This window comes from Streptomyces sp. Ag109_O5-1 (assembly GCF_003814875.1).
Taxonomy (GTDB): domain Bacteria; phylum Actinomycetota; class Actinomycetes; order Streptomycetales; family Streptomycetaceae; genus Streptomyces; species Streptomyces sasae.
On the sequence record NZ_RKQF01000001.1, the window covers coordinates 3,103,807 to 3,127,570 of the forward strand.

31 protein-coding genes are annotated in these 23,764 nt (G+C 69.9%); 10 read left to right on the forward strand and 21 right to left on the reverse strand.

Annotated features, from left to right (window positions below; translation table 11 throughout):
- Positions 1-19: 19 nt before the first annotated feature.
- From queC to EDD90_RS13960, 11 genes are all read right to left on the reverse strand, one after another.
- Positions 20-691, reverse strand: a complete 672-nt coding sequence (gene queC, locus EDD90_RS13910) for a 7-cyano-7-deazaguanine synthase QueC (RefSeq protein WP_123973318.1) — start codon at positions 689-691, stop codon at positions 20-22.
- Positions 688-1,728, reverse strand: coding sequence for a hypothetical protein (locus EDD90_RS13915; RefSeq protein ID WP_123973319.1), 1,041 nt, complete (start codon positions 1,726-1,728; stop codon positions 688-690). Before EDD90_RS13915 ends, queC begins: the two co-directional genes overlap by 4 nt.
- Entirely contained in the window at positions 1,725-2,627 is a 903-nt protein-coding gene (locus EDD90_RS13920) for a hypothetical protein (protein WP_123973320.1), read from the reverse strand. The genes EDD90_RS13915 and EDD90_RS13920 overlap by 4 nt, the downstream gene beginning before the upstream one ends.
- Positions 2,624-3,217 carry a ParB N-terminal domain-containing protein gene (locus tag EDD90_RS13925; protein WP_123973321.1) on the reverse strand — a complete coding sequence of 198 codons (594 nt, stop codon included), beginning with the start codon at positions 3,215-3,217 and terminating at the stop codon, positions 2,624-2,626. Before EDD90_RS13925 ends, EDD90_RS13920 begins: the two co-directional genes overlap by 4 nt.
- A gap of 83 nt (positions 3,218-3,300) precedes the next feature.
- Entirely contained in the window at positions 3,301-4,026 is a 726-nt protein-coding gene (locus EDD90_RS57255; protein WP_123973322.1) for an endonuclease VII domain-containing protein, read from the reverse strand.
- A 116-nt stretch (positions 4,027-4,142) separates the two neighbouring features.
- A complete protein-coding gene (locus EDD90_RS13935) occupies positions 4,143-4,511 on the reverse strand; it encodes a hypothetical protein (RefSeq protein ID WP_123973323.1) in 369 nt (122 codons plus the stop codon).
- A 34-nt stretch (positions 4,512-4,545) separates the two neighbouring features.
- A complete protein-coding gene (locus EDD90_RS13940; RefSeq protein WP_123973324.1) occupies positions 4,546-4,725 on the reverse strand; it encodes a hypothetical protein in 180 nt (59 codons plus the stop codon).
- Between the two features lie 10 nt (positions 4,726-4,735).
- Complete coding sequence (locus EDD90_RS13945; protein WP_123973325.1) at positions 4,736-4,930, reverse strand: hypothetical protein; 195 nt, start codon at positions 4,928-4,930, stop codon at positions 4,736-4,738.
- A 124-nt stretch (positions 4,931-5,054) separates the two neighbouring features.
- On the reverse strand, positions 5,055-5,252 hold the full coding sequence (locus EDD90_RS13950) for a DNA-binding protein (protein ID WP_123973326.1): 198 nt from the start codon (positions 5,250-5,252) through the stop codon (positions 5,055-5,057).
- Between the two features lie 88 nt (positions 5,253-5,340).
- Positions 5,341-6,018 carry a hypothetical protein gene (locus tag EDD90_RS13955; protein ID WP_123973327.1) on the reverse strand — a complete coding sequence of 226 codons (678 nt, stop codon included), beginning with the start codon at positions 6,016-6,018 and terminating at the stop codon, positions 5,341-5,343.
- 48 nt (positions 6,019-6,066) lie between these two features.
- Positions 6,067-6,573 (reverse strand): 3-oxoacyl-[acyl-carrier-protein] synthase III C-terminal domain-containing protein, encoded by a 507-nt coding sequence (locus tag EDD90_RS13960; protein ID WP_311737208.1) that lies wholly within the window; start codon positions 6,571-6,573, stop codon positions 6,067-6,069.
- A gap of 115 nt (positions 6,574-6,688) precedes the next feature.
- Between EDD90_RS13960 and EDD90_RS13965 the strand changes: the two genes are divergently transcribed.
- On the forward strand, positions 6,689-7,966 hold the full coding sequence (locus EDD90_RS13965; protein WP_123973329.1) for an IS701 family transposase: 1,278 nt from the start codon (positions 6,689-6,691) through the stop codon (positions 7,964-7,966).
- 85 nt (positions 7,967-8,051) lie between these two features.
- Here EDD90_RS13965 and EDD90_RS13970 read toward each other — a convergent pair whose 3' ends face one another.
- From EDD90_RS13970 to EDD90_RS14000, 7 genes are all read right to left on the reverse strand, one after another.
- Positions 8,052-8,549: a hypothetical protein gene (locus EDD90_RS13970; protein ID WP_185149081.1), complete on the reverse strand. Its 498-nt coding sequence runs from the start codon at positions 8,547-8,549 to the stop codon at positions 8,052-8,054.
- 122 nt (positions 8,550-8,671) lie between these two features.
- Positions 8,672-9,487 carry a helix-turn-helix domain-containing protein gene (locus EDD90_RS13975; protein WP_185149082.1) on the reverse strand — a complete coding sequence of 272 codons (816 nt, stop codon included), beginning with the start codon at positions 9,485-9,487 and terminating at the stop codon, positions 8,672-8,674.
- 440 nt (positions 9,488-9,927) lie between these two features.
- Positions 9,928-10,374 carry a hypothetical protein gene (locus EDD90_RS13980; protein WP_123973332.1) on the reverse strand — a complete coding sequence of 149 codons (447 nt, stop codon included), beginning with the start codon at positions 10,372-10,374 and terminating at the stop codon, positions 9,928-9,930.
- Positions 10,371-12,314: an FtsK/SpoIIIE domain-containing protein gene (locus tag EDD90_RS13985; protein ID WP_123973333.1), complete on the reverse strand. Its 1,944-nt coding sequence runs from the start codon at positions 12,312-12,314 to the stop codon at positions 10,371-10,373. The genes EDD90_RS13980 and EDD90_RS13985 overlap by 4 nt, the downstream gene beginning before the upstream one ends.
- A gap of 2 nt (positions 12,315-12,316) precedes the next feature.
- Positions 12,317-12,661 (reverse strand): hypothetical protein, encoded by a 345-nt coding sequence (locus EDD90_RS13990; protein ID WP_123973334.1) that lies wholly within the window; start codon positions 12,659-12,661, stop codon positions 12,317-12,319.
- A gap of 32 nt (positions 12,662-12,693) precedes the next feature.
- Positions 12,694-13,791, reverse strand: coding sequence for a DUF2637 domain-containing protein (locus EDD90_RS13995; protein WP_123973335.1), 1,098 nt, complete (start codon positions 13,789-13,791; stop codon positions 12,694-12,696).
- 163 nt (positions 13,792-13,954) lie between these two features.
- Complete coding sequence (locus EDD90_RS14000) at positions 13,955-14,215, reverse strand: MarR family transcriptional regulator (RefSeq protein ID WP_123973336.1); 261 nt, start codon at positions 14,213-14,215, stop codon at positions 13,955-13,957.
- 283 nt (positions 14,216-14,498) lie between these two features.
- Here EDD90_RS14000 and EDD90_RS14005 point away from each other — a divergent pair, with 283 nt between their 5' ends.
- The gene (locus tag EDD90_RS14005; protein ID WP_123973337.1) at positions 14,499-15,191 is read left to right on the forward strand and encodes an endonuclease domain-containing protein; all 693 of its coding nucleotides are present in this window, start codon (positions 14,499-14,501) and stop codon (positions 15,189-15,191) included.
- Positions 15,188-16,390: a hypothetical protein gene (locus EDD90_RS14010; RefSeq protein WP_123973338.1), complete on the forward strand. Its 1,203-nt coding sequence runs from the start codon at positions 15,188-15,190 to the stop codon at positions 16,388-16,390. The genes EDD90_RS14005 and EDD90_RS14010 overlap by 4 nt, the downstream gene beginning before the upstream one ends.
- A gap of 17 nt (positions 16,391-16,407) precedes the next feature.
- On the opposite strand, the gene EDD90_RS14015 is transcribed toward EDD90_RS14010, so the two are convergent.
- On the reverse strand, positions 16,408-17,019 hold the full coding sequence (locus EDD90_RS14015; RefSeq protein ID WP_260327850.1) for a restriction endonuclease: 612 nt from the start codon (positions 17,017-17,019) through the stop codon (positions 16,408-16,410).
- A gap of 177 nt (positions 17,020-17,196) precedes the next feature.
- Complete coding sequence (locus EDD90_RS14020) at positions 17,197-17,844, reverse strand: hypothetical protein (RefSeq protein ID WP_123973340.1); 648 nt, start codon at positions 17,842-17,844, stop codon at positions 17,197-17,199.
- Positions 17,845-17,984: 140 nt separating this feature from the next.
- Between EDD90_RS14020 and EDD90_RS14025 the strand changes: the two genes are divergently transcribed.
- The 7 genes from EDD90_RS14025 (at position 17,985) to EDD90_RS14055 (ending at position 22,246) form a co-directional block, all read left to right on the forward strand.
- Positions 17,985-18,677: a hypothetical protein gene (locus tag EDD90_RS14025; protein WP_123973341.1), complete on the forward strand. Its 693-nt coding sequence runs from the start codon at positions 17,985-17,987 to the stop codon at positions 18,675-18,677.
- An 80-nt stretch (positions 18,678-18,757) separates the two neighbouring features.
- Entirely contained in the window at positions 18,758-19,366 is a 609-nt protein-coding gene (locus tag EDD90_RS14030; RefSeq protein ID WP_123973342.1) for a hypothetical protein, read from the forward strand.
- Positions 19,367-19,517: 151 nt separating this feature from the next.
- On the forward strand, positions 19,518-20,216 hold the full coding sequence (locus tag EDD90_RS14035; RefSeq protein ID WP_123973343.1) for a hypothetical protein: 699 nt from the start codon (positions 19,518-19,520) through the stop codon (positions 20,214-20,216).
- A gap of 91 nt (positions 20,217-20,307) precedes the next feature.
- Positions 20,308-20,916 (forward strand): hypothetical protein, encoded by a 609-nt coding sequence (locus EDD90_RS14040; protein ID WP_123973344.1) that lies wholly within the window; start codon positions 20,308-20,310, stop codon positions 20,914-20,916.
- 170 nt (positions 20,917-21,086) lie between these two features.
- The gene (locus tag EDD90_RS14045; RefSeq protein ID WP_123973345.1) at positions 21,087-21,344 is read left to right on the forward strand and encodes a hypothetical protein; all 258 of its coding nucleotides are present in this window, start codon (positions 21,087-21,089) and stop codon (positions 21,342-21,344) included.
- A 188-nt stretch (positions 21,345-21,532) separates the two neighbouring features.
- The gene (locus EDD90_RS14050) at positions 21,533-21,727 is read left to right on the forward strand and encodes a hypothetical protein (RefSeq protein WP_123973346.1); all 195 of its coding nucleotides are present in this window, start codon (positions 21,533-21,535) and stop codon (positions 21,725-21,727) included.
- Between the two features lie 72 nt (positions 21,728-21,799).
- Positions 21,800-22,246, forward strand: coding sequence for a hypothetical protein (locus EDD90_RS14055; protein ID WP_123973347.1), 447 nt, complete (start codon positions 21,800-21,802; stop codon positions 22,244-22,246).
- A gap of 147 nt (positions 22,247-22,393) precedes the next feature.
- Here EDD90_RS14055 and EDD90_RS14060 read toward each other — a convergent pair whose 3' ends face one another.
- On the reverse strand, positions 22,394-23,599 hold the full coding sequence (locus EDD90_RS14060; RefSeq protein ID WP_123971457.1) for an IS110 family transposase: 1,206 nt from the start codon (positions 23,597-23,599) through the stop codon (positions 22,394-22,396).
- Positions 23,600-23,764: the final 165 nt, after the last annotated feature.

The window sequence follows — 23,764 nt, forward strand, 5'->3', positions numbered from 1 at the left end:
CTTCGTGTGTTGCGCTGCGTCAGGCGGCGTAGTCGGTGGGGTCGTAGACACCGGCGTTCTCGAACGCCTCCTTGCGCTCGGTGCAGGTGCCGCACGTGCCGCAGTGCACTTCGCCGCCCTTGTAGCAGGACCAGGACAGGTGAAGCGGGGCGTCCAGGTCGGCCGCGTGCGAGGCGATCCACGTCTTGGAGTGACGGACGAACGGGGCCTCGATGCGGGGCACGGTGAAGCCGTCCAGGGCGCGAGTCGCGCATGTGCGCAGGGCGTCCAGGAACTCCGGCCGGCAGTCCGGGTAGATTGCGTGGTCGCCAGCGTGGATACCGAGGGCGACCAGCTGCGCGCCGCGCGCGGACGCGATACCGATGGCGACGTTGGCCATGATCGCGTTGCGGTTGGGGACGACCGTGACGCGCATGGACTCCTCGGCGTAGTGCCCGTCGGGCACGGCCACCGTGGCGTCGGTGAGCGCCGAGCCGGGCATCAGCGCGCCCACGGTGGTGAGGTCGACGACGTGGTGTTCGGCGTCGAAGTGCCCGGCGACCAGGCGCGCGGAGGTGAGCTCGCGGTTGTGCCGCTGGCCGTAGTTGAACGACAGCAGCAGCAGGTCATAGCCCTGGGCGTCGTAGTGCGCGGCGAGGGTGGTGGAGTCCATGCCGCCGGAGAAGGCGAGTACGGCGAGGGGACGCGTCATGAGGGGGTGCTGTCCTTCCGTGTGGCCACGCCGGTGTCGGTGGCGATGGCCTTCGCGATCTTGTGGAGGTGCTTGGGGTTGGCCTCGGCGAGGTACAGCTGGGTGCCTTCGTCCTCGCGGGCGCCGCCCCTGGCGGTCGTGCTGCGGTTCTCCTCGTCGCGCAGCACCTGTGCGGCCTTGGTGAGCTGCGCGACCGCGCCGTCCGCCAGGTACAGGGCGGTACCGGGGCGTTCCCAGCCGGGCGGGGCGGGCACGCGGTGCCGGCGGATGAGCCACTGGCCGAGCCGGTGGTAGGCGATGGCCGGGGCGCCGCGCATCATGAGGTCTTCCCGCTCGTACTGTTCGCGGGTGCGCTGCTTGGCCACGGCGAACCCGGGCCGGCCGACGAGGGCGGGGTCGGCGCCGTGGGAGCGCAGCAGCGCGGCGTGCTTGCGGGCCTGGTCGGGCCGGGATACCTGGACGGTGACCAGCTTCGCCTTCCGCTCGTCCCACAGCGCGATCTGCCCGTACCGGGAGCCGGAGCCCCAGGCGGAGGAGTCCACCGAGTAGAACGGCAGGGCGGCGATGGTCTGGAACCGGGTCTGTCCGAAGCCGTGGAAGACGGTGCCGTACTCGCGGGCGATCTGGAAGCACTTCACGAGCCAGCGCATGACGGCGTCGGGCTTCTTGGCGTGCGGGACCATGCCGCCGAGGGCGATGTACTGGTACTGCTTGCACAGCTCGTGCAGCCGCTCCCACGGTGAGCCGACGTGGAACACGGGCAGCACCGTGAGGCCCTGGTCTTCGAGGGCGAGGGTGTTCTGGTGGGTGGCGGTCGGGTCGCCGATGACGTCGAGGGTGGCCGCCGTGGTGATGACGCCGCGCCACTGGTGGAGCCAGGCCGCGTAATCGGGGCGCTTGATGGTCGCGCCGAGGGTCGCGGCGGAGAACGCCCCGGAGTCCGCGAACACCTCACACGGTCCGCCGTAGGTGTCGACGATGGCCTGAAGGTCGGTGTCCTTGTGGTAGTGGAACGACACCAGGAACCGGAACGTCACGCTGTCTCCTTCGCCAGGAGCCGCAGCGGGTCCATGTCGGATCGGGTGGGGCCGGCGAGTGCGAGGTAGACCTTCGTGCCGGTGTCGGCGTGCCGTGGGAGCGGTGGGGCGGTCACACGGTGGCGACGGGTCAGGGACTCCTCCATGAACCCGTACGCGCGGGCGGAGGCGCCGGTGAGCGCGGTCCGGTCGTCGTGGTTGCTGGGGGTGCCGGAGCGGTAGAACCCGGGGTCGAGGACGCGGCTGGCGGGGAGGCCGTGCCGGCGGAACATGTCCGCGCGGGGCCGTACTTCGGTGGGGTTACGGAAGAAGACGGAGTGCATCTTCAGGTTCCGGGAGTCCCACAGGTACACCAGGCCGAACCGCTGACCCATGGTGTACGAGCTGGAGTCCACCGAGTAGAACGGCAGCGTGCGGATGAGGTTGGGCGAGGTGAGGCCGAACCCGTGGAAGACGGTGCCGTGTTCGCGGGCGATGAGGAACGCCTTGACCAGCCACTTCATCAGCACTTGCTGCTTGGCGCCGCCGACCGCGTGGAGCGCCAGGCCGCCGAGGGCGATGTAGCGGTGCTGCTCGCACATCCGCTCCAGTACGCGCCAGGGTTCCCCGGTGTGGAAGACCGGCAGCGGGTCGACCCCTGCGTCCTGGAGCCGGGACAGGTTCGCGGCGGTGCCGGCGTGGTCGCCGATGACGTCCAGGTTGGAGCGCACGGTCCACAGCGGCGCCCACTGCTTGAGCCAAGCCGCGTAGTCGGCGACCTTGATGGTGGCGCCGGTGGTGGCCGCGGAGTAGGCGCCGGAGTCGGCGAACAGGTCGACGTCGCCGCCGAGGTCGTCGACCAGCTGCGCGAGGTCGGTGTCCCGGTGGTAGTGGTACGAGACCAGGACCCGCAGGGTCACGTCAGGGCCCGCAGCTTGTTCATGATGAAGATGAACCGGGCCCCGTCGTCGTCGGGGACTTCGCAGCCGGTCGACAGGTCATAGAAGTCGTCCCGGACGTTCGGCGGGACCTTGAACCGCAAAATCGGCCAGAGGTCGTCCTCTTCGGGGTCGCCCAGCTCGTCGGCGAGCGAGTCCAGGTCCGGCGGCGGCGTGATGAGCATTTCGATGTCGTGCTCGTTGTAGCCGGTGCCTTCGTAGTCGCCGTCCAGGTACGACAGCAACTCCACGAGATCGTCGTTGTCGTACGTGCCCATCTCCGCCAATTTGTTATCCGCCAGATTGATCCGGCGGGCCTCGGCGTCGTCGCAGGTGACGATCTCGCAGCGGGCGGTCTCGTAGCCCTCGGCCTTCAGCGCCTGCATGGTGTGGTTGCCGGCGAGGACGATCAGCGGGCCGTTCTCGACCTGGCGGACGATCAGGGACCGGTACTGGCCGTTTCGGCGGATGCTGACCTGGATGCTCGCGACGTCGCCACGCTTGGCGTTCCCGGGAAACGAGGTCAGCTCATCGAGGGGGACTTCGCGTGTTTCGACGTACACGGCTGGCACGAGGGGATCTCCTGAGGGTCAGAGGGCATGCAGAAGCGCCCCGAGCCGTGCAGCTCGAGGCGCTTCGTGGGGCGGGTGTGCGCTTACGCGATGCCGGTGATGGCGGGGTGGTGGTCGGCACGTTCGCGGCTCTCCTCCAGATAGCGGATGGCCGCCATCATGAGCCGCGGGTCGTCCCCGAAGGCCCCGAGCCCAACGTTGCACGTCCGACACAGCAAGCCACGGACGTGGCCGGTGCCGTGGTCGTGGTCGACCGCGAGGCCGTCGTCCGGGACCTCGCCGCAGATCTGGCAGCGGCCGTCGTGCGCCGCTTCCAGGGCCACAAGCTGGTCCTCGGTGATGCCGTAGAGGCGGGCCTTGTACCGCTTACGGGTCCGCTGCTTCCACCGGGCGGTCGCCGCGGCGGCACGCTCGGGGTTGCGCTGGTTCCATGCGAGGGCCACGCCGAGGTGGCACGCCTTGCACTTGGCCATGAGGCGCACTTCGCCAGTGCGGCCGTCGCTATAGGTGTGGAACTCGCTGGGCGGCTTCACGGTGTCGCACTTACTGCACTGGCGCAGCCCGTCGGGGCGGTCGCGTTCGACACCTACGCGCGGCCGGCCGGCCGCCCAGTCGTCAACCGTGGACTCGAACCAGTACGGCGACTGGCCGGCGTAGCCGTCGGGTGCGGGAAGGTCGCCCGGCCGGGATGTGCCGTTCTCGCGGCGGCGCTTCGCGCGGCTGTTCATGACCGTGGCGGCGCGCACACTGGCCCATCCCATGCGTTTGGTCAGGGCCGCATACCCGAGGGCATTGGGAGGTATCGTCACAAAGACATTTTCCCAGGTCACACGGCTTATTGAAAGGCAAGTCCCGGTTCCGCGTAGGTAGTTCAGAAGGTGGGCGGGGCCCCGGCCGAGGAGTCGGCGGCCGGGGCCCCGCCCGGTCAGCCCTGGACGGGAGCCGCGGTAGCGGACGGCTCGACCGACTCCGGGGCCGGGGCAGCCGCGTCTACCGCCGGGGTGGCGGGAGCGGCAGGGACGGCGTTGACGACCGACTTGACCTCGGCGGTGACCTTGCGGACCTCGGCGATCACCTCGGCCACGATCTCGCCCTTCACCTTGTCCAGCTCGGGGACGAGGGTGGCGACCAGGGACTGCACGAAGGTCTCCAGCTCGTCCTTGCCGCCGCCGAGCAGGTGGGAGAAGTCGGCCTTGACGCGGTCGACCAGGTCACGGAACCGGCCGGCGAGGGAGTGGCCCTCATCGTCCAGTTCGTCTACGAGACCGTGGAGTTCGTCGATGGATGCAGACATGCGGGGTTGCCTCCGGAGGCGTAGAGGGTGGGGTTTACGCAAGTGCCTGGGAGACGTTGAGCCACGAGTCGGCAAGGCCCTCGTAGCGCTCCATCAGCGCCAGGTCAGTGACCATCTCGGCGGCGTACAGCAGGCGGACCGCGTTCTGGATGGCCTTGGTGGAGTCGATGGCCTCGACGTGTGGGTCCTGCTCGTCGGGGGTGGGGGTGCTCATGCCGGCTTCCTTACTCCGCGCACCGCTTGCAGGGGAGCTTGCGGTGGTGCCGCTCGCAACTGTCGTTCCGTGCGGGCTCGTACCTCGGCGCGGTCCGCATGACGGTGTGCATGGCCGCGGTCTGCTGGCGTGCGGTACGGCGCGATACCGCGCGGCGCTCGGAGCGCGAGGCGAACGGCTGGTATCCGGCGGGCAGGGACGGCATGGGCAGCTCCCGAACAAGGGGGTGAGGGAGTCGGCCGCCGCGCACCCCTCAATGCGTGGCGGCCGACGAAAAAGGCCCCGCCGGAAACGTGTGTCCGCGCGGGGCCGGTCTGGGGGTGTGGGGGTTAGGCCGCAGCCTGGAGGGTCCTCTTCGGCGGCACCTTGATGCCGCCGGTGGCGACGTCGCGTACTTCGAGGTAGTCGTAGCGGCCGTCGTGGGAGGTGATGCGCCCTTCGCTTGCCCACCGCTTGACGGTGCCGACCGGCTTGCCGATGAGGTGGGCGATGTCGGAAGGGGACAGCAGGACAGGGCGATACGCCATCGGGTGGGCCCTCCCCGAGAAACGCCGAAGGGCCGCCCTGCGCGGGCGGCCCCTGGTGGCATGTGTTCTAGCAGAGCAAATAGTGGGTTCACTCCCTGCCCGGAGTCAAATCCGGGCCCCCGGGGACGGTGGCGGCCAGCCTGCCCGGGGTCACACTCAGCTTTCCAGGGGCGGCACCCGCCAGGGCCACGGTGGTCGCGGTCTTGCTAACCGTCTTACCGACCTTGACGCCGTGGTGCGGGTGGTGGTGCTTGTTCGGGTGCGGCTTGCGGTGACGGCCCGCGGGCTTCTTCTCCGGCCAGGTGTCCGGGTTCCACTCGCCCCAGCCTTCGGCTGCGGCGGACTTGCGATGCCGGCCCGTGGGCGCTGCGGGCAGCACGTTGTACGACACCGCCGTCTTCGGTCTCGTGGTGGGAGCCCAGTACCCTGCGTTGCTGCTCGTGGTGCCGTCGCTGCCCGTCGCGGCAAGGAAGGACCGCAGGGCGTCCTCCTCGGGAGGGTCGGCCTCTTCACGCGGCTGGTCATGGGACAGCACGGCCTCCGCCTTGCCGAACGACATACCGAGGGCCGTCAGGAGAGCGCCAAGGGCCATGAGGGCGCGCACGGTTGCGCTACCGGCCACCATGATCGGGCGGGGCGCGGCACGTCGGGCGCGTTCCTGCTCGTCGTCTTCCGCCAGGGCGGTCGGCTGCTCCTGGTCGATGACGAGGGTCAGGTGGGCTCTGCCGTCGTGACGACGGGACGCTGCGTTCGATGGCGTGGTCATCGGTGATGGTCCTCGAAGGCCGGCCGCGTAGGGACGCGGGAGCGGGTGTTATGCCCAGGTGCCGTAGACGGCGGCGACGGTGAAGCCGGGGCCGAAGGCGACCAGCAGTCCGGGGTCTCCGGGTGCGGGTGGGGCGTCGTGGGTGCGGCGCAGGACGTCCAGGATGGCGGCGCCGCCGAGGTTGCCGTTTTCGGCGAGGGAGGTGTGAGCGTGCCTGCCGTGTTTCTCGGGGTCAAGTCCGACCCCGGTTACCACGTCGTCAATGATGCGGGGTCCGCCGGGGTGGGCGGCGATCCACGCGGGCCGGCGGCCACCGAGCCACTCGGTCAGGTATGGCAGGGCGTCCGCCGCGGCGTCGGCTGCCTTCTTCGTGGACTCGAAGTGCAAGCCCTCGTCGTCGATGGTGCCCCAGTAGCGGTCCAGGGTTTTCGGTATCACCAACTCGACCTGATCGAGCGCGATGAACCCGGCCGACATGCCGCGGGCGGTGTCCTCGGTGACGCCGGTAACGACGCACGCGGCGGCGGAGTCCCCGAACAGCGCCCGGTAGATCATGCTCTGCGGGGTGTCCTCGGACTGGTGGTAGATCGTGGAGAGGGTTTCCGCGACTACAACTAGTAGTGCTCCGTTAGGTCTGTCTCGCGGTGCTGTTTGGGGGCATGGTGAGGGTGTGGACGCACATGAAGTGAACCGTGCTCGGGCGAAGTTGGCGTTATTCGTAGCTGATGTGTTCGCGTCGGTGCCGCGCAAGGATCAGCGGGCGAAGGGCGACTGCTATCTGCGGGGACTGATGCTGGACGGGCGGCGGAAGTCGATCCAGCCGATGGCGGAACGGCTGCCGGACGGCAATGAGCAGAACCTGCAGCAGTTCGTGAACCAGTCGACCTGGGATCCGGTGCCGGTGCGGCGGCGGATCGCGCAGCGGATGGTGCCGCAGATTGGCCCGGCTGCCTGGGCGGTCGATGATGTGTCGTTCCCCAAGGACGGCCGGATGTCGGTGGCGGTCGCGCGCCAGTACTGCGGCGCTTTGGGCAAGCGGGCCAACTGCCAGGTCGCGGTGAGCGTGCACGCGGTCTCCGATGCCGCGTCCTGTCCGCTGCAGTGGCGGTTGTTCGTGCCCGAGGAGTGGGCGGACGATCCGGTACGGCGGCAGAAGGCCGGGATACCGCAGGAGGTGGGGCACCGGGAGAAGTGGCGCCTGGCCCTGGACACCATCGACGAGCTGGCCGGGTGGGGCCTGGTGCCGCCGGTGGTGGTGGCCGACGCCGGCTACGGGCAGAACGCCGACTTCCGCGACGGCCTGAGCGAGCGGGGCATCGGCTATGTCGTGGCCATCCGTTCGGACGTGACCGTCCACCCGCACGACGCGCAGCCCACCGCCCCGGCCTGGTCGGGCAACGGCCGCAAGCCGCAGCCCCGCTACCGGGACAAGCCGTCTGCGGTGGCCGCGCTCGCGGCCGGCCATGGGCGGCAGGCGTTCACCGAGGTGACCTGGCGTGAAGGCTCCCGCGGGCCGATGCGCTCGCATTTCCTGACGCTCCGGGTGCGGCCGGCCGGGGTCAGGGCCCGTCGCCTGGCCCAGGCCGCCGCCACCGCCGAACACGGCCACTGGGACGGTGTCCTGACCGAGGTCACACTGCTGGTCGAATGGCCAGACGGCGCCGAAGCACCCACCGACTACTGGCTGTCCAACCTGCCCGCCAACACCCCGCCGGCTGAACTGGTCCGCCTGGCCAAGATCCGCTGGCGCATCGAGCACGACTACCGGGAACTCAAGCACGGCCTCGGCCTGGACCACTTCGAGGGCCGCTCCTGGAACGGATGGCATCACCACGTCACCCTGGTCACCGCAGCCCACGCGTTCCTCACCGAACAGCGCCTGGCCCCAAAAGCCGATACACCGGACTCACCCTCTACCAGATCCTCGACGCCATCCAGGACCTGCTGAACTGCTGGACCGGCACCTGCACCACCTGCCACCGCCCCCTGCCCAGAACATCCACCACCAGCCCAAACCTGAGAGCCAGAGCAACCTAACGGAGTCCTACTAGGACACGGGAGCCGGGCCGGTACTGCGCGAACATCAGGGCGCGGCCGAGGGCATGGACGCCACCGGAGCAGGCGAGGGTGGACAGCGGCAAGCGGGCCACGGTAGGGCGCAGGCCGAGCCGGTCGACGAGGTGGACGTCCAAGTTGGGCACGGCCCAGCTGGTGGTGTGGCTGGTGACGATGCAGTCGATGTCGCCGGGCTGGAGGCCGGCTTCCTGGAGGGCCCGCTGTGCGGCGTCCTCGGCGTGCTGGAGGGCGTCCCCGAACGCGACCTGGGCGCGGTGGCCGACGCTGGTGGGCCGGGTGGCCTCCGGCAGGGGGCGGCTCCAGTACCGCGTGTGGACCCCGGAGTTGCGGATGATGCGCTGCCATCCGCCCATGCGCGGGTGGTCGCGGGTGGGGTCGTCGGGGTGCCGGTAGGTGGCGCGGATGTGGTCCACCAGCTCATCGGTGGTGACGCGGTGCGAAGCAAGCGTCACCACGGGTCTTCCTATGTGCGCAGGCACAGATGGTCTCCAGCGTTCAGGAAACGGGTGAAGGTGAGCGGTGGGGGGAGGGGGGCCGGCGGGCAGTCGGGGGAGGCTGCCCGCCGGCCGGTCTGCGGCTACTCGCCGAGGTAGCGGGCGCGCAGGGGCGGCAGCGTCTTGGGCCGTTCCTCACCCGGATCGAAGATCATGAGCATGGTCACGAACCTCGGGCTCGACCTCGGTACCGAGGTGTGGAGTGTCATCCATCCGGGCCCCAATTCCGGGTGGTTGAACGGCCGGCAGGCGCCGTCCGGGTGCACGAAGATCGGCCCGAAGTCCTGGTAGATGGGGCCGGCCTCATCGTCGGCGAGGATCCGTCGCTCGAGGTCGGCGATGTATTGGTCATCCCGGTGTGCGGCCCGGGCGGCCCAGACGTGCGGGGCCACCATCGGCGCCCACGAGTTCTTCCAGTCGCCAAGGATGTACCGGGCGTCCGGGTTGAGCAGCATCCACTCCATGGTGTTCGGGGGGACCCTGCCGCCGGGGAAGATGCGCGGGAGATGGACGTTGTAGGCGACGATCTCCCAGCGGTGGTTAGTGAGGTAGGCGGGGTGCGGCTGGCCGTCGAGGACCCGGTGCCAGGAGGCGGGGATCTCCTCGTCGGTGGACTGGCGGAGCGGGAACGGGGGGTCGCGGCGCCAGGTCATGTTCCACAGCCACACCCATTCGTGCGGGTTGAGGCCGAACAGCTCGCCGACACCCTTGAGGACGTGTTCGGGAGCGTGGTTCAGGCGGCCGTTCTCCAGGCGCTCGTACGTGCCGAGGCCGACGCCGAGGATCTTGTCGACCTGGGACTGTGACAATCCCCCACCGGCTGCACGGCGCCCCTGGGGCGCGATGCGCGTGAAGCCGTAGTCGCTCGGATCCAGTTCTGCTCTGCGCCGCTGGAGCAAGATCCGAAGGGCCTCCTTCAAGGCTCCCTGTTCCACGTTGTTCTCCCGAGAAGAAACGATCAGGCCACATCATGGCTGATTTCTTGGCGACATTTGCCTGCGACTTTTGCAGGCAAATCCTGCGCGTGACCGATGTCCGCGCCAGCAAGATCGTGGAGGCGGCCTCCACCACGACGTCGGGAACCGACAATGCTGAGATACGACACCATAACCCGAGGTCAAAGACCTCCGAATGATCATCTTCCAGACATTCTAAGACCCGCGACGAAGATCATCTGCTTACTATTTTTTAACGTTGCAGAAATTTGCCCGCCAGGTAAGTGCCACGTGAAACAAGCGGCACCAAAAAACAAACGCGAACAGGGCTCATGTTCCGTTCGGCATTACCGAACGGTAGCCGGATTTCCGTAGCACTGAACGTCTAAATCGCTTCAAAAGCGTCAGTGATGACCGGCCCGGCTGGACGTCGTGATGGTGGGGCTCTGGGTGACCCGCACGTCCACCCGAACGCTGCCCCCTCCCCCACCGCCGCGCCCCCGCAGGGCCCACACGGCGACCAGGCACACGGCGAGTGTGCCCAGGGCGGACTCGGCGGCCGCGACCGCGGAGAACAGCAGCGACCCGCCGTAACCCACGCCCACGGCCAGGACCCCGGCACCCGCCATTCTCTGCGCGGCCGGGTCGATGCCCCCACGCCGCTCCACTGCAACCGGCTGCGCCTGCACCGCCGGCACGGCCGGGGTGATCGCGTACCCGGTAACGACCTGGCCGTCCGGGAGCAACACCTGCTGCACCGGCGGAACACCGGCGTACGGGACGACCACCCCGCCCGCCGCCGGGTAGACGGCGGCCGGCACGGTGGTGGTCGGCTGCGGCTCGGAGATCACTGCTCCTCCTCGGGTTTCGCGTAGTAGCGGGTGGAGCGGCCGTCACGGCGGCCGACGACGCCGTGCTTCTCCCACTCCTCGATCGCGCGCATGGCGGTGTCCCGGGAGATCTGGCAGACGGCGGCGAGTTCCTTCTTCGTGGCCGACCCGAGGGCCTGGAACTGCTCCCACAGGTCGGGCCACTGCCCCGGCCGCACGAGGTCACCGTTCGGGAACCTGAGCAGCGCGAACTGCTCCACCCACGGCTCGTCCGTGAGCGCGGGCTGCGGCTCGGTGTCCGCCTTGTCGGAGTAGTAGAAGCCGACGTCGGCGGCGATATCGAGGTCGGTGACGTACTCGGCCCGGTACACCTTCGGCTCGGTGAGTTCAGCGGTCTGCAGCAGGAACTTGCCGGGCAGGTCAAGCAGCTCCGGCCGCCAGCCCTTGGCCTGGCAGCCCTGGCCGAACACGAACGGGGCGTGGCCAGCCTCGCCGGCGCGGGTGGACAGGCGGTTGGCGTAGTTGCCGCGGGCGTCGGTACTGCCGCCGAAGACTTTCCGGCTCGGCTGCTGGGTGGCGGAGATGAAGTGGATGGCCAGGAACCGGGCGATGGCGAGCAGCGACTCGTACAGCTCGGCGAGCCCGGGGTCCTGGCGGACGAGCTCGGCGAGCTCGTCGGTGAACACGAAGATGGCCTTGCCGTGCACACCCGGGACCCACTTGCGGACCGGGCCCTTGCCCTCCGCCATGGACTTGCGGGACAGCTCGGCGATGATCGCGCCGCGCCGGTTGCACTCGTCGCGGAGCCACAGCAGCAGCGCCCGGGCCTGCGTCGGCGTCTTGGCCACGGGGGCGGCCATGACCGGCTCCCACGGCCCCAGCTCGGGGGCGCCGGGCTTCATGTCGATGCCGTACAGGTCGGCGTCCAGGCACCGGTTGAGCCGCTTGATAAGCAGGTTGACGATGCCCGACTTCCCCCAGTCGGAGGCGCCGGCGATGAGGGTGTGCCGGTACATCAGCGTCAGGTGGATGGGCTGGCCGTCCTCGTCGGCGCCGAGGAGCACCGGCTCACGGCAGGTGGTCACCCCGGTCTCGGTGAGCGGCAGGGTGCCAGCGAGGGCGTCGACGGTGGACACCTTCACGACCAGTTCGTTGTCGGCCGGCCCCTGGGCGAGGGTCAGCTTGCCCGGCTGCCCAAGGTTCGCGGCCAGCTGGACCCGCCGGCTGATGATGGCCGACGGGGCGGTGCTCCGGCCGGCGGGCATGACCACGAGCGCGGACCAGCCGTGCTCGCCCCGGTGGAACGCCATCACGTCCAGGGGGGCCGCGCCGGTGAGGGCGTGGATGGCTCGGCGGAGCGCGGTCTCCTCGGGGGTGGCGCCGATCAGGCCGGGGTCGGCCGCCTCGAGGCCGAGGGCGTTCGGCAGGGCTCCCTTCGCCTTGACGGTGTCGATGTGCAGCTTCATGCGGGCGTTGCGCTGCGCGGTCAGCCACGGCCCGTAGATCCAGTAGGCCAGGCCGGTCGTCAGGGCCCACGCGGTCGCGGACTCGGGGCCCGGGCCGAACGCGGTGGCGGTGGCTATGTCGCCCAGGGCCACGGTGAAGCCGGCCGCGGCCTGCGTGACGGGGGCGTTCTTGTACTTGAGGCCGAGGACGGCCGCGGCGCCGGCCACACCGGTGAGCAGCCCGTACGACACGGTCGCACCGATGCTCTCCTGCCACCAGCCGAGCAGGGACAGGGTGGAGGTGCCGGCCGCGGGCGCGATCTCGTAGCGGTAGCGGGAGACCCAGCCGCGGGCGCGCACCAGCCAGCCGGTGCAGCGCACCACCAGGGCCTGAGATGACGACGACGATGACGACGACGCAAAATCCCTGGTCAAACGGTATGTCGATGCCTTGTCCGCCGTCGTCGTCATCGGCTCGGGGACGTAGAGGGGCGGCTCGGTGGGGATCTGCGTCACGGTTACGCCCCTTCGAGGGTCGGGGGGTTGAGCATGGTGAGGCCGACGTCGCTGATCTTCGCGAGGACGACCAGGAGGCCGTCGACGGCATGCCCGATGCCCACGAGGACGAGCCGGGCGGTGGCGGCGACGAGGAGGGTGGCGGCGACCAGCGTGCGCGCTGGCGGGAGGTGGACTGCTCGGGCCAGGCCGAGCACGGCGGCGGTGTAGGTGGTGGCCCAGGCGAGGACGGCCGGGGGCGCGACCTCGGCGGGGATGCAGGCGACGGCGTGGGCGGTGAGGAACGCCGCCAGCACGGCGGCCGTGGTGATCGCGGCGAGGGTGAACCGGTCGTCGGTGCTGCGCATGGCGGTGTCTCCTTCTGGTCAGTCGGGGCGGGTCAGGAACCGGTGAGGGCGGTCACGTTGGTGGAGCCGAGGGCGGCCAAGTGCGGCTCCTTCTCCTCCAGTTCGCCGCGCAGCCTGTTCGCGTGCTGGCGGGAGGTGAACTCGTACTTGATCTCCTTGAGGCGGTCGACCATCTCGGACTCCAGGGGGCGCCTGCCGAGTTCGTCGTAGAGCGCCCTGATGGCGCCCTGCGCGTCGGCGCGGGTGACCCTGCCGGGGCGCTTCGAGGGCGTCTTGCGGGGCGCCTTCGAAGCGGCGGCCGGGGCGCCCTGGGGCGCCTTCGGGGTGCTGCTCTGGGGCGACACGGGAGCGGGTGTCGGGGCGCTCTGGGGCGCCTTCACCAGAGACACCGGAGCGGGCTTCGGGGCGCTCTGGGGCGCCACGGGAGCGGCGCTCTGAGGCGCCTTCGGAGCGGCGGCCGGGGCGCCCTGGGACGCCTTGGAGAGCGACACCGGGGCGGGTGCCGGGGCGCTCTCGGGGCGGGTGCCGGAGCGCTCCGTGGGCGCCCCCGCCGCGGCGGTCTCGGCGGCCTGTTGGAGCGGTTCGGGAAGCTCCAGGCCGAGCACGTACGCGCGGAGGATGGCCAGGGTGCCCTTCCGGTCGAACACCCACCGGAGCGGGTGCAGCCGAGGCGCGTTCCGCCCGTTGCGGCGGGCAGCTGCAGCGCGCGCCTCGGACATCAGGCCCTCGAAGAGGATCACCGCCGACGGCGGCATGAACGACGCCACGATCCGGCCGAGGTCGTCGTCGATGTGCTCGTAGTTGATCCACGAGGACAGGCCGGTAAAGCCGATGATGAGGAGCCGCCACGCCAGCGCGGGCCGACCGTGGGTGGCGGCGCGGGCGACGACGATGGACAGGCCGGCCGGTGCGCCGTCGAAGGTGATCGGCACGAGCCACGCCGAGGTGCGGCTGAGGCCCATGTGCTGCATGCCGAACGCGTGCAGACCGATGAAGCTGGCCGCCCAGCCGGAGACGGCGACCACCAGGACGAGGGTGAAGCCGAAGCCGCCGAGACCGGTGTCCCGCAGCCAGAGGGCTGCGGTACGGACCTGCTCGGTCCACCGGGCACGGGGCGGGTTCTCGGACAAGGTGGGGCTCCTTGGAGGCTGGGCGGGTGCGCTCGGGGCTCAGGGCTGCTGGCAGCCGATAGTCAGTAAGTAGTTAGTAGAGGCCGAGAGGGAGAGTTTGACCGGTTGAGTAGGTCAAACTTAGGACTGAAAAAGTTTCAGGTCAAGAGGCTTGTTTTTTGCGCTACTTCTCGGGGCCGCGGCGCCCTCGACCTGGGCGACTAGAGATCCACGCGGTGATCGTGGAACGCCGCCAGGCCGGCATGCGGCCACCGAATAGCTGGTCAGGTAGGGGCATATCCTGCGGTCGGATCGGCAGGTTGTCCTTGATGCGGGCACGGGTGCGCTTGAGGTACAGGTGCACCGTGTCGACCTTCTCGACACCGAGCAACTGCCTGACTTGCTCGCTATCGATCAACGGGTCGTCGTCCCGGTCCGGCTGCACTGCGTTCCCTCCGTAGCTGACTGTGAGAGCCAACGCTAGCGCGCGATACCGCTCCGCGACCGCCGAGGCCAAGGCCACTGGGTTCACCTCCCATCCCACCATCGTTGAGTTTGACCGGTTCACCGGGTCATACTAGGCGTCGCGCGTCTTCAAGTCCACGGGCTCTGAAACGCGCGAGAAAGCGAAACGGCCACCGGGGGTAGGAGCCCGGCGGCCGTTCGAGGTGAGCGCGGCGGGGGCCTGGTCGGAGCCCGCCGTGCACTGTTCTTGTGAAGGAACGGCTATGACTGTACCCATTTCCGGAGCCGGTGCCCAGCACGGCTCGTACACCTGCGGCACCCATCGGCTCTACCGCATGGACTGCACGGAGTTCGAGGCCCTGCGCGCCCGCGCGGCCGGCCGGTGCGAAGCCTGCGGCACTGCGGAGGAAGACGCCGCCATCGGCAAGCTCGTCATCGACCACGCCCACGAGTACGGCATCGGCGCCGTTCGGGGCCTGGTGTGCTCGCAGTGCAACAGCCTCATCGCCTCGGCCGAGTACAACATGACCCCGACGCAGCGCGGTCACACGCCGTGGCTCCGGAGGTACATGGCCAATGCCTGGTTCATGCAGGTCGCCGCCTGGGCACGCATCAATGACGGTCTCTTCGGCCACCCCGATGTCCCCGGACAGGGGCTGCGCGACCTCGCGCTCCGGCACCCGGCTGTCGCCCACGGGCGCCGCCAGTGGGGCGACCACCCCGACGTGACGGTGAAGGGCACCGCCTCCGACGGGTCCATGGTGCAGGTGATCTCGGCGACGTGGTCGCTCAACGGCGGATACACGATCACCATGGAGCTCCAGAACACCGCTGGTAGCGCCTACCGGGTCCGGCGGATTGTCGCCACCGGCCCCAACTTGCCCGAGTTCCAGACCACGTACGCTGCGCGCGCGTACGCCGCAGTCGTCAAGGCCCGTAGGTGCGTGTCGCGGTGAGTCTTGAACCAGAGGTGCGCCGCGGCGGCGGGCTGCCGTTCGGCATGGTGTGCTCGCGGTGGGTGTGCGACCCCCGCTACAGCGCGAACGCCCGCACCCTCTACAGCATCCTCGTGACCTACTCCGACACCCAGAGCCGCGACACCGGCCGGGGCAAGCCGTACCGCAAGGAGCTGGCCTCGCAGCTGGGGACGTCGGTGAGCACCCTGGACCGCGTCCTGCTGGAGATGGAGGTGGCCGGCCTGGTGACGGTGGAGCGTCGCGCGGACCCGGCTAACCCCAAGCTGAACGACTCGAACCTGTACGTGCTGCACGACGCTGCGGCGTGGAACGGCACCTGGGAGGATCCTCTGCCGCCCGGGATGAAGGCCGCCGATGTCGCGAAGGACATCCTTGAGGCTCGTCGGCAGGCAAAGCGCGAGGTCGAGGGTGGCGTCACCGGTGAGGCCACCCCTGGCGTCACCGGTGAGGCCAGGGTGGCTTCACCGGTGACGCCCAATGTCTATAACCCTGTCCACAACCCGGATCGAGATGTGGTGGACGTCCGTAGGACAACTACCGGTAGTGGGGCGGCTGGCGATGCTGGCGGCTGCGCCGCGTCCGGGAAGACGAAACCCCAGAAGCCGACCCTGGACGAGCGCCAGGCCGTGGAGGAGGTGTGGCAGCTGCTGCCCGCCGACCTGGCCGCGGCAGTGCCGCGCAACGCACGGGGTCTCCAGGACGCGATCCTTGACGCGCTGGCGGTCGGCACCCCGCGCGAGCGCACCCCCGACCAGCTGGTGACGCACCGGGTGTCGCCGCGGTGGGCCCGGCACTGGGCCGCCGAGTTCGAGGCCGGACACTTGGACAAGCCGGTGGGCGCGCTGCGGGCGATGTTGGAGCGGGATCCGCTGTGCAACGACGACCGGTGTGACGAGCACGTCAACGTGGACACCGGCCAGTCGTGCCGGGCGTGCGAACGCACCCGCGAGGACCGGCGTCCGGACCAGGGGATACCGCAGCAGCAGAGCGCACCCCGGCTCCCGGACACCAGGCCCGCCGGGGGTGAGACGTTCACCCCGCCCCCGTTCCAGCCGGAGCCGGCCCGCGAGGGTGCGGGCATCGGACCGAGTGCCGAGTACCAGCAGCTGCGCGCCGCCCAGAAGGCCGGGCGGCAGTCCCGCGGCCGGGACCTCACCCCCTACATGCCCACCACCTGATCCCAGCCGATGGGTGGCTACGCGGCCGGCGCGGTGACCTGATGCCAGGGGGCCGGGCCGGTCCGCGAGGCCCAACCGCCGAGGGCACGCTCGTCGTACAGGCGGATTCCCTGCGCGGTGGCGTAGGTGACAGCCTGCCGGGTGAAGGTGCTGGTGGTGACCATGACGGGGATGTGGGCGTAGTGGACGGTGTAGCAGGTGCCGCCGAAGCGCTGCGCGTCCGGGGAGCCGACCTTGTTGGTGGGCCCGTACCGCTTGCACTGGATGACGATGCGATGCCCGGTGGGGGCAGTGGCGATGACGTCGGCCCCGAGATCTCCCGCTCCCCCGACGACCTCGACGTCCGTGCAGCCGTCCCGCTCGCACAGGTAGGCGATGGCATGCTCGAACTCGCCCGGACTCATGGTGTGGTACCGGGCAATCTCCTGCGACTGCGCGGCGCGGATCTGCGCTAGGCGTGCGGCCTCGACACGTCGCTGCTCGGCCTTACGGTTCCGGCGTGCCAGGTAGACGGCGCCGCCGGCGAACGCCGCCAGGAGCAGCGGGACACCGAGGGCCGGGACGTGCTTGACCAGCTCCAGGAGGACGGCGAGTGGAACACAGACGGCCCACAGGACGGTGATGAGCACGGATTGACAGGACCAACCGCGGGTGCGGCGTGGTGACATCGAGTTCCCCCCGAGAACGTGATCGTGGCGGAAGCGTAGTTGTACTGCGGTGGCGCGGTGGGCAATTGGGGCAGGCATGACGAAGGGCCCCGACCGGCGGTCGGGGCCCTAACGGGTGCAGTGCTCGGTGCGGTTGACTCACTCGGCCTCCTGCGGGTCCCCCTCGGCGGCCCGAGCGGCAGCCGCGGCCCACGCGTTGACCGGCGGACGCCTGAGCGGCGCCGGTGCGGCCGGCCGGTGCAGGAACCACTCCTTGAACGCCTTCACGGCATCGTCCGGAGTCATTCCCATGGCCTCGGCCGCGAACTTGAAGTCGTGCTCGTCGGCATCCCTGGCCGGTACGTCACCAGCCCACAGTTCCCGCGTCGGCCGGTCGGGCAGCGACTCGCCTTTGCGGTGGAGGAACCAGGCGATGAACTGCTGGATGACGGCGGAGCGGGTGGTGTCGGCGGCGCGGGCCGCGGCATCGAACTCAGCCCAGGTGCGACCGGTGATGCGGACCTGCCGGGGGATGGTCGTGGGTTCGGTGGTGTCGGCTCGCGCGTCGCCCTGCCATGCCTTGACCGGCGGCCGCTCGGGCAGGGTGGCGCCCGGCTTGTCGATGTACCAGTCGATGCACTGGCGGACGCGGGCGGCCCGGTCGGTCTGCCTCTTGGAGAGGGCCGGTCCGGTCGCGACTTTGGAGGCGTGCTTGAAGTCGCGCCAGTCGTCCCAAGAGACCACCACCTGGCGGGGTTTGGGCTGAGCACTCTGGGTCTCAGCCGTGGGGGCAGGGATCGGTGACATGCCGGCCACCGTACGCGCGCGTAGCTACAAATGCAAGGCAGTGTGTAGCGGGGCCGCCCCTCTTGAGTGCGCTACATATTAATGTGAGTATGTAGCTATAGCAGGGGGGAACGGAAACCCCCGCCACAGAAGGGAAGACCATGAGCCAGACCACCACCGCCCCCGCCGGCCTCCGCATCGAGGTGGACCGCTACGGCTCCAAGACCCTGTTCCTCGGCGAGGACTGCATCGGCAGGACCACCCGCGGCCGCACCACCGGCACCCGCACGGCATTCTCCGTCCGCGACGGCTACCTGAAGAACGACTTCCCCACCGACGAGGCCGCCACCGACGCCCTCCTGACTGCGTTCGCCAAGCCGGCCCCGCACGAGGCCGGCGAAGTGCACCGCGAGACCTACCGCGGCATCGAGTTCGTGATCATCTTCCAGCCCGGCACCGGCGGGATCGACGGCCAGGGCAGGGGGTCCGTCTCGGCCGACCGGTTCTCCATCGTCTACGACGGCCGCGGCGTCACGTGCCCGACGGGAGACGTGAAGACCGTCGCCAAGAAGGCGCGCGGCTGGGTGGATCAGAAGCACACGGACGAGGCACTGCTGCCCAAGCTGGTCGGCCTGGTGGACGCCCGCAAGAGCGCCGAGGGCATGCCCGGCTGGGACAACGGCGCCGCCCCGATGGTCGGCGACACGGCGTACGTGTACGCGATGGGCCGCTACCGCCGCGGCGTGGTCACGAAGGTCACCAAGACCAGCGCGACCGTCTCGTACACCACCGCCTCGTCGCAGGGCCGCGTGTTCCACAAGGCCGACAAGTTCGACGAGCTCGCGGCCGGCTGACCCCACCTCTTCACGGGCCGTCCCGGCACCTCGACCGAGCCTGGGCGGCCCACCCCCTCCATCACCAGGAAGGCACACCCATGACTACCACCACGCCCGAACCGCGCTGCCCCTACTGCCTGATGCCCGTGGAGGCCACGACCGAGGGTGTCGCGGTCGTCCACGACTACCCGTACGCCGTCGCCACCTACGGCCAGTGCGATGGCTCCAACAAGCCGACACTCACCGGCCCGGGCACCCCGCCGGCCGCCTGGAGCAGCGAGGTCGGCAAGACGTACGTGGAACTCGGCGTGCTGCCCTCGCCCATACCGCAGGTGAAGCGCGACGGGTGGACGGTCACCATCACCGGCGTTCGGTTCACCCACATGGACCACTGCCCGAAGTGCCGCCGCGCCCTGCTCGTCGCCACCGACGGCGGCGTCATCCAGCTCGGGTTCGACGACAAGGGCCGGGGCTTCGAGAAGGAGCGGCCGGGCGCCCGGGCGACCTACGACGGGCCGTGCCCGAGCGGCTGCGGCGCCCGGGTCTTCATCGGCATCGGTCCCTTCTCCCGCCCGCTCCGGGGACTCCCCGTGTCCGACGCACGCACCCTGCAGTGGCGCGAGTGGGAGCGGCTGCGCCGCGAACTCGGCGTGCACACCGTCGAGATGACGCCGACCGACCTGGCACGGCTGCGCCGCAAGCGCTGACCCCCGACCCATCCCGCGCCCCGGCACCTCGACCGAGCCGGGGCGCGGTCGTTTTCGCAGACCAGCTCACTTGATCACCGCTACATACCGATGTGAGTATGTAGCTACAGCGGGGCCGGCAAGGGCCCCTGGCACGAAGGGACCACCACCAATGACCAGCGCGACCGCCACCGCCACCCGGACCCGCATAACCAACCCGAAGCGGGAGCCCGACAACCGGGCCATGAAGAAGGTTTGGATCCTGGAGAACCTGATCTTCCACCCGCGCACCGGCGCGGAGGAGCGGGACGCCGCCGAGCGCATGCTGGACCGCGCCCTCGCCAAGGCGAAGGAGACAGGCCAGGTCCGCGACACCGACAACGGCGCTGGCGTCTGGCACGACTACCGCCTCCCCGAGGGCAGCTACGGCGCGAAGTACGAGCAGATCAAGCGCCTGTCCACCACGGAGATCGCCAAGCGGATCCGCGCGGACATCAAGCTCGCCCGCAAGGTGGAGACCAAGCTCGGTGCCGAGACCGGCTCCGAGATCGCCCTGCCCGACCCCCTCGCCGCCCTGGCCACCATGCCCAAGACCATCAAGGTGTCCGTCAGGACCGACTACTACTCCGGCGGCAGCTCCATCGACGTCAGGGTCTACAACCTCCCGGATAAGGGCTGGGGCTTCGTCGAGGAGCTGGACCGGTACGGGCAGTACAAGCACTGGGCGCCTGGCCCGCAGCTCAAGCCGATTCTGGACGCCCTCAAGGAGATCCACTGGTCGTACAACTACGACCGCTCCGACGCGATGGTGGACTACTTCGACCGCAACTACGGCGGGCACGTGGACGTCGACTGGCGCGAGCGCCCCTGACCCCGGCCACCCCACCAGCTGCGCCCGGTCACTCGACCGGACCGGGCGCAGCACCCCCGGCCACCACCCCAACACCCCGGAAGGGACACCCATGTCCACCACCACCCGCATCACCGTGGAGCAGGTCGCCCCGGCCATCGCCGGACAGCTGGGCGAGGGCTGGAGCGCCGGCCCCAGCACCCACCACTTCGACCACCCGTGGCAGGTCTGGTACCTGCGGCACACCGACGGCACCGCCGTGCGCCTGACCCTGTCCGAGAACACCCGCGGCCGGCTCTCCGTCAAGGGCGAACTCCCCGAGGCCCGCGACGACCTGGACGTGAAGACCGGCTCGTTTCGCCGCGGCGTCGCCACCGCCGACCCCGCCCGGCCGGCCGCCGCCATCGCCGGGCAGATCCGCCGCCAGGTGCTGCCGGTCCTGCTGAAGAGCACCCGCCGTATCCAGGAACTCGTCGACGCCGCCCGCGACCTGGAGGCACAGAAGGACGCCGTCCGCCAGCGGCTGCGGACCGTGCCCGGGTTCGAGCTGGGTCTGCACTGGCAGGGCAAGCCGCGCGGCGCCTACGGGTACGCGACGAACCCGGCCGCATCGGTGGAGGTCCGGGGCGACGAGGACGGGGCGTACGTGGGTATCGAGCTGCGCGGCCTGACCGCCGACCAGGCCGAGCGTGTCCTGCGCGCCCTGACCGCCACCGACTGACCCACCACCTGTAGCCACGCCCCCGGCGTCACGACCGAGCCGGGGGCGTACGCGCGTCCTGACCTGGAGAAATACGGCCACCCCATCGCTTGAACGTAGCTACATAATGATGTGAGTATGTACCTACTGCGGGACGGACGAGTCACCCCACCGCCCAGGAGGAGCCCCCGATGACCACCACCACCGACAACACCGCCGCCTTCGACCGCCTGATCGACCTGGAGTTCGACGCCAAGGGCGCACGGGCGTCCGTCGAGCTGTGCCCGGGCAACCTCCCGCTCCACCTCAAGGACGCCCGCTACCGGGCGTACAAGGCAGCGCAGGCGGCCCTGTACGCCGCGCTCGACAGCCTCACCCCGGACCAGATCCGGGAGTTCGGCGAGTACCGCAAGGCCAGCCCCCTCGTGGCCAGCCTCTACCGCCGCTGACCCCCAGCTGCGCCCGGCCACTCGACCGGGCCGGGCGCGGCCCCCCTCTCAACTCCCAGAAGGGACACACCCATGGCTGCCGCCCTGGCCGACCAGATCAAGGCCGCTCTCAAGGCGGAGAACACGGCGGCAAGGTCGCTGCGGCCCGCGAGGAGTTCGACGCCGCCAAGAGCCCCGTCGCCCGGCGGATGAGGGGCACACGCCTGCTCGTCACCGAGATCCATGCGGCCGCGTTCGCCGTGGTGGAAGCCGAGGAGGGCCCCCGCGAGGACACGCTCACGCCCGAACAGGCCGAACTCGTCATGGGGACCGTGCGCGACACCGCCCGCGAGATGCGCGAGGAAGCGACCAACCCCCGCGCCAGGCTCACCACCGCCGCCTGACAGCTCCCCGCCCGGGCGCGCCCCCCGCCGCGCCCGGCCCCCGTACCGCAACGCCGAGAAAGGGCACCCCACATGAAGCGCTCCACCCTGCTGATGTACCACTACGCCGGCCACACCTGGGACATCGACAACCGCACATCGATGGCGGACGCCCGTACCGCGCTGTGCATCGAGTCCGATGTCGCCCTGGAGGACATCGACCCCACCACCGGGCACGGCTGGTCCCGCCGGGGCTACGACAGCGTGCGCGCGTCATGGGTGTCCACGGTGAAGTACCACGGGCTGACGGACGGGTACATACAGCGGGACCTGCGCGAGGCGTTCGCCAAGTGGGCCGAGCGGCGCCCGGACTTCGTCGAGGGCGACGACTGGGAGGCTGCGGCCGTCGCCGCGCACCGGACGTACTGGGGGGACGAGGTCGGCCGGTTGTGCAATGCGAGCGGCTGCGTTGTGTGCCGGCCGCTGCCCCCGGAGGCCCTGGCGTTGATAGCGGAGCTGGAGGCCGAGCGGGCGGCGTGACCGATTGGGAGCCGGGACCTTGGCACCCCGGCCCCTTTCCCTACACTTTCCTTGCCACCACTACAGACTGATATGAGTATGTAGCTACAGAACGGGGGGTGCCCCTATCTCTTTCGTCAAGGGGCGCGTCGGTTGATTGGTGATGTTTCAGGCGGCTTGGGGGGTGGCTTGAGGTTCGAAGAACGTGCCGTCGCGGAGCATTGCGAAGAGCACGTCGACGCGACGGCGTGCGAGACACATCAGGGCCTGCTTGTGCCGCTTGCCCTCGGCCTTCTTCCGCTCGTAGTAGGCCCGGGAGGACGGGTCGGACAGCGAGGCGAACGCGGCGAGGAAGAAGGCCCGTTTCAGGTGCTTGTTGCCTCTGCGGGACGGGCTCTCGCCACGGATCGAGGACCCCGACCGCCTGGTCACCGGAGCGAGCCCGGCATAGGCGGCGAGGTGGCCCGCGGTCGGGAAGGCGGTGCCGTCACCGACATCGATGAGGATCCTGGCTCCGGTCCTGACGCCTATCCCCGGCATCGACGTCAGGAGCTCGGAAAGAGGGTGCGATTTGAGCAACTCCTCGATGTCCGAGGCCAGTTCCTTGCGCTGGTCGAGCAGGCCGGCCAGGTTCTTCGCGAGCTTAGGCACGATCACCGCGGCCGCGTCGGTGCCCGTGACGACGACGGTCTGCTCGTCGAGTGCGGTGAAGATGTCCTCGACCAGCCGCTGGGCCATCCTGGGCGCCTTCGGCCGCAGCAGCGTGATCAGGCGCCGTCCTCCGGCCTTGCGGATCGCCTTGGGCGAGCCGAACTGTTCCAGCAGCGTGAGCACGGCCGGGTGCTGGATGCGTGGCCCCAGGACCCGTTCGAGGTGCGGGTGGATCTGGGTGAGCAGGCCGCGGAGCCGGTTCGCGACCCGGGTGACCTCGCCCGCGAGGTCGTCGTCGAACCCGACGATCATGTGGAGTTCGGCGATGGTTTCGTCCGTGAGCTCGATCGATCGGAGCGTGTGGGGCATGGTGCGGGCGGCGTCCGCGATGATCGCCGCGTCGCGGGCGTCGGTCTTGCCCTCACCGGGATAGAGGTCCGCGATCCGCCGCATCGTCAGGCCCGGCAGATACGCCACCTCGCAGCCCGCGTCGCGGGCGATGGCCAGTGGCAGAGCACCGATCGAGGCGGGCTGGTCCACGACGACCAGGACCCGGCCGTACTTGGCCGTGAGCTTGTCGAGCATGGCCCGTATCTTCGGCTCGCTGTTCGGCAGCGGCTTGTCGACGACGCTCCTACCGTCCGGCATGAGACCCGTGGCGTGGTGTTCGCCCTTGCCGACGTCGAGGCCGAGGAAGACGGCCACGTCGCGGATGTCGATCACTTCACTCCTCCTGGGAGGGTCTTGTCTTCCCGGCCAAGGCACGGCGCCGACATCCGGCAACCACGTTACGAAGAGCGTTGCCGGCGGGCCGGCGCTCCTGCCCCTATTAGCGATCTACCGGCGCCTCCCGACCCGGTGACACCACCCCCCGGGTCATGGTCGACA